Origin of the sequence: Halorubrum sp. SS7, from assembly GCF_005435055.1 — an archaeon.
Taxonomy (GTDB): domain Archaea; phylum Halobacteriota; class Halobacteria; order Halobacteriales; family Haloferacaceae; genus Halorubrum; species Halorubrum salinarum.
Window position 1 is genome coordinate 1 of record NZ_SGXV01000046.1, and the last position, 3,832, is coordinate 3,832.

Here is a 3,832-nt window from a genome sequence, read left to right on the forward strand (position 1 = left end):
GGCTCGTCGCCGCGAAACCCCCCTACGACTGGGCGGTGATTGGCATCGACCGCGACGGCGAGGACTTCGCCGTGATGGAAGGCGCGCCCGGCAGTCCGTAGCCGGGCGGCGACTCCCTCCGTCTCCGCCGTCCCCCGACGCGTATTTTTATCCCCCCGTGTTCCCTACCGACACATGACATGGTCTTCAAGAAGTTTAGCCTGAATATATGCGGTGTATTCTTACCAATCGCACGGGAATAGGCGGGTATGGCTCAAACGAAGCGGGAGCAATACGAGCGTAACCGGGAGCATTTGCGCGAATTGATGGAATCGGGCGAGGTGAATCGCCAAGACGGCGAGGCGATTCTCGAATGGTGCGACGGGTATGATGAGGAGAACGCGGTGACGACTCCGAACGACGCCGATAGTGACGCGAATCGTTGGGGAACGACGCGCGCCCCAACGACCCTCCGGCAATGGATTATTTCTCTCACCGCGTTTTCCCGCGACCTTGATGGATCACTACTGGACGCCACGGAACGGGAGCTGAATGAAGTGGCACAGCGGATGTATGACGGTGACGCCGTGTCCGTCACCAAATCCTTGTCGAAGAACACGATCCGGTCGCGTCAGAATTGTCTCAAGAAATTCCTCCGGCATATCGATAGTGACGCCGACCCGGACGGGATTGCTACCTTCGACAAACAAAGTACGATTGTGGATCCCGAAGATATGCTGACGCGCGAGGAGTTTCACGCAATCCGGAACGCACCAGAACACCCGCGCGATCAGGCAATTGTTGACCTATGCCTGTATACCGGCCAGCGAAACACGGGAATCAGAACGCTCCGGATTAAGGACATCAAGTTAGACGACGCCAAGTATCGGCTGAACGACTCGGCGGACGGGTTGAAGGGAGCCGAGTTGATCGGAACGTGGAACCCGCTTCTTGGTGCCGTGGGAAGCGTCCGCGACTGGTTGAATCACCACCCGGAACCGGAGAACGGCGATGCCTTCCTCATTTGTGAACGCCGTGATAGTCTCACCCGCGACCCGAGTACGACCATTAGCGACGACACGATGAATCGCGTGCTTCGGGAAGCGGCCGAAAAGGCGGCCAAAGAGGAGCCGGGAATCAAACAGAAGCCGACCCATGCGCACGCAATGCGGCACAACTTTGTCACCATGTGTAAGCGGGATTACGACCTTGATGACGACGTGATTAAGCGACTTATTCGGCACAAGCCGGAGTCGGACGTAATGACTACGACCTATGCTCACCTTTCGGATTCCGACTATATCCAGAAGGCGGAGGAAGCGTTTGGGCTTCGAGAAGAAGAGGAAGAGTCCCCGATGACGCCCGACCATTGTAGTGTGTGCCGCGAGCCGCTTCCACCGGCGGCAAAAGCGTGTCCGAATTGCGGAACCGTGTTCACTCCTGACGCGAAGAGCGCACAAGATACGCTGGACTCCGACGTGAAAGACTCCTACAAAGAGGTGGATCCAGACGACGACGAAACGATGGACAAAATCGATACGCTGGACGAATTGTTAGACGACCCCGACGTGAAAGCCGCGCTTCTTGAGAAACTATCTGAAGAGTAGGCTGTATCTGTTTTTTCTACTGTTATTTGACCGTAACGTACTTAAGACCATGGCCCGAATACCACTAATAGGAACACGCGTCACAATACAGCGGTAGATTGCCCATCCCTTCTTCGGTTAATAACGGACAGGCTGGTTCCTGTCCGTCAAAAGCAGGAAGTCAACGTGTTCGCCCACCCCGACAGGAGGGAGGCAATATCCTGTATGGGCCAAGTTTGGTGACCCCGCAATCGGTGGCGGGAGAGCTTGGTTTTCTCACATTGGAGTCACCCACAGCTTACCGGCCGATACGGCCGGGACGAAAGTGCTGTGCCGCTGTCGTTACCGTAACCAGTAATCGGAGCGGCAGGGTTTGTAACCGGCCTTGGGGAGTAATACCGCGAAGGTGGACCCTTCCCACGGTCGGGGAGACGGGCTTCATGCTGTTACAGGCGACTGGCCCGCTGTGTTGGTGGAAGTCCGGCCGGTGTATGAATCGATTGTCAAACAGTCCTTTCCACAAATATGTCAAACCGAACGACGATCACGATTACGACCGAAAATTGGCAGAAGCTGAATAGTCTGAAAGAGGAGCCGGGTGAATCATTTAATCAGGTAGTGGGGCGGTTAGTTGCTCAAGAATAAGTATTGGAGAGAGACGCCCGGCGGTGGCACACGGTTGCCTACACCTACCCACCGATTCCGGGCGTTCGGAAACTATACAGGGAGCGACCCCTGTGAGAGCGGATTTAATTGCTATATTAATGAGTCTTAGCAAAGAGACGACGACTGGAAAGATTAACAAACATCGCGACGACCTCGAAGAGCTTTCACAGACTGACCTACCAGCGGCCGACTTGGCTTCGGCTCTTTTGGAGGTGACGGAAGAGTGAGCCGGAGAGAGATGAAAGACGGTTGTGGAACCCCGTCTAAGTCAATTAACGAACCAGAGGCTGAAAGTCGTTACGCTGGATTCAATTGTCCCCATTGCGGCCGACCGACTCTTGTAGCAACTCCGGATGAATTGACGGACTTTCGGTGTAGTGTGTGTGAGCGTCGAGTCCGCGAGGAGGTAGCAAAATGAGCCGAGCGGAATCGCCGCCGGCGGATTCAACGGACCCGTATGAATCTGTTCCGGAGGCGTTGAAAGAGCGCGATCAATGGCTCATGTGGGACGCTTCTGGAGAGACGCCGAAGCGCCCGCATTGGAAGGGGGACTTCAACATTAGTTGGTCCGACCCGGAGACGTGGCATACCTTTGAGGCGGCGAGAGACGCCGCACAAGCCCGAGAGAGTTGGGGAATCGGTTACGTCATGGCCGCCGGAAACGACGGCTATGAAGCCGGTCGGTATGCCTGTATTGACATTGACGGCGGAATCGCGGATGACGGGAGCCTCAAGAGTTGGGTGCCTGACTTGAGCCGTTTCGAGGCGACGTATATCGAGCAATCGACCTCCGGAACGGGCTTACATATCCCCGTTGAGGGAGACAAAATCCCCGACTGGTGGACTGACGGCCAACTTGGAGAACATGAAGGCGTTGATCTCCTACAGAACAAATTCTGTATTGTCACCGGCGATAAGGTAGACGGCAATCCGGATTCAATTGATGACGTGAATCCCGCGCCGTGGCTGTTCAATGCCTACCAAGAGATTCACGATCGCGCCCCGTCGTTGGAAACGGTAGCGCAATCCAGCCGCGCCGGCGGCCGCGAGGAGTACCTTACTGACGACGACATTGAAGAGGCACTTTCCCACGTTGATCCCGACCTCCCGCACGAGGAATGGATCAAAGTCGGCTTTGCTGTTCACGACTTTGATGACGGGAGTACGGGGAAGCGACTGTTCAAGAAGTGGTCGAAGCGTGGCGCGAAATACGATGACAAAGCCGAGCGTTCAATTGACTGGATTTGGTCGGACGCTTCGGAAGGCGCGGGCGTCACTCTTGGCACACTAATCCATAAAGCGAAAGAAGGCGGTTGGACGCCGCCGGGAGGTGGATCGTCGGTCGTTGACCCCGGCGGTCAAGCCCGCCAAACACCCTTCGAGGAAGCGATTGATTCAACGTGGTTTGATGACGGCGGACAAGTCGTCAAAGTCCAGCCGACCGAAGAGTACGACGCCGCCGAGCTTGTGGAACGCTTCGAGAATCCAGACCGACTAACCACAGCCGAAACAATCGCGGTCAATGAGGTAGCGGGAGGAGATAGTTTCCTCAAGAACGCGAGCGACTGGACCGTAAGAGAACGCGACCGCGATCCGTATGC

At 56.0% G+C, this 3,832-nt stretch carries 2 protein-coding genes; both read left to right on the forward strand.

Annotated features, from left to right (window positions below):
• Positions 1-248 precede the first annotated feature (248 nt).
• Positions 249-1,586 carry a tyrosine-type recombinase/integrase gene (locus tag EXE44_RS16190; RefSeq protein ID WP_137706808.1) on the forward strand — a complete coding sequence of 446 codons (1,338 nt, stop codon included), beginning with the start codon at positions 249-251 and terminating at the stop codon, positions 1,584-1,586.
• 1,059 nt (positions 1,587-2,645) lie between these two features.
• On the forward strand, positions 2,646-3,832 hold a 1,187-nt coding region (locus EXE44_RS16195; RefSeq protein WP_199241237.1), incomplete at its 3' end, for a PriCT-2 domain-containing protein.

What these genes read in the sequence shown, in the direction of transcription:
- EXE44_RS16190 (WP_137706808.1), top strand. Translation starts at nt 249, where the DNA reads ATGGCTCAAACGAAGCGGGAGCAATACGAGCGTAACCGGGAGCATTTG.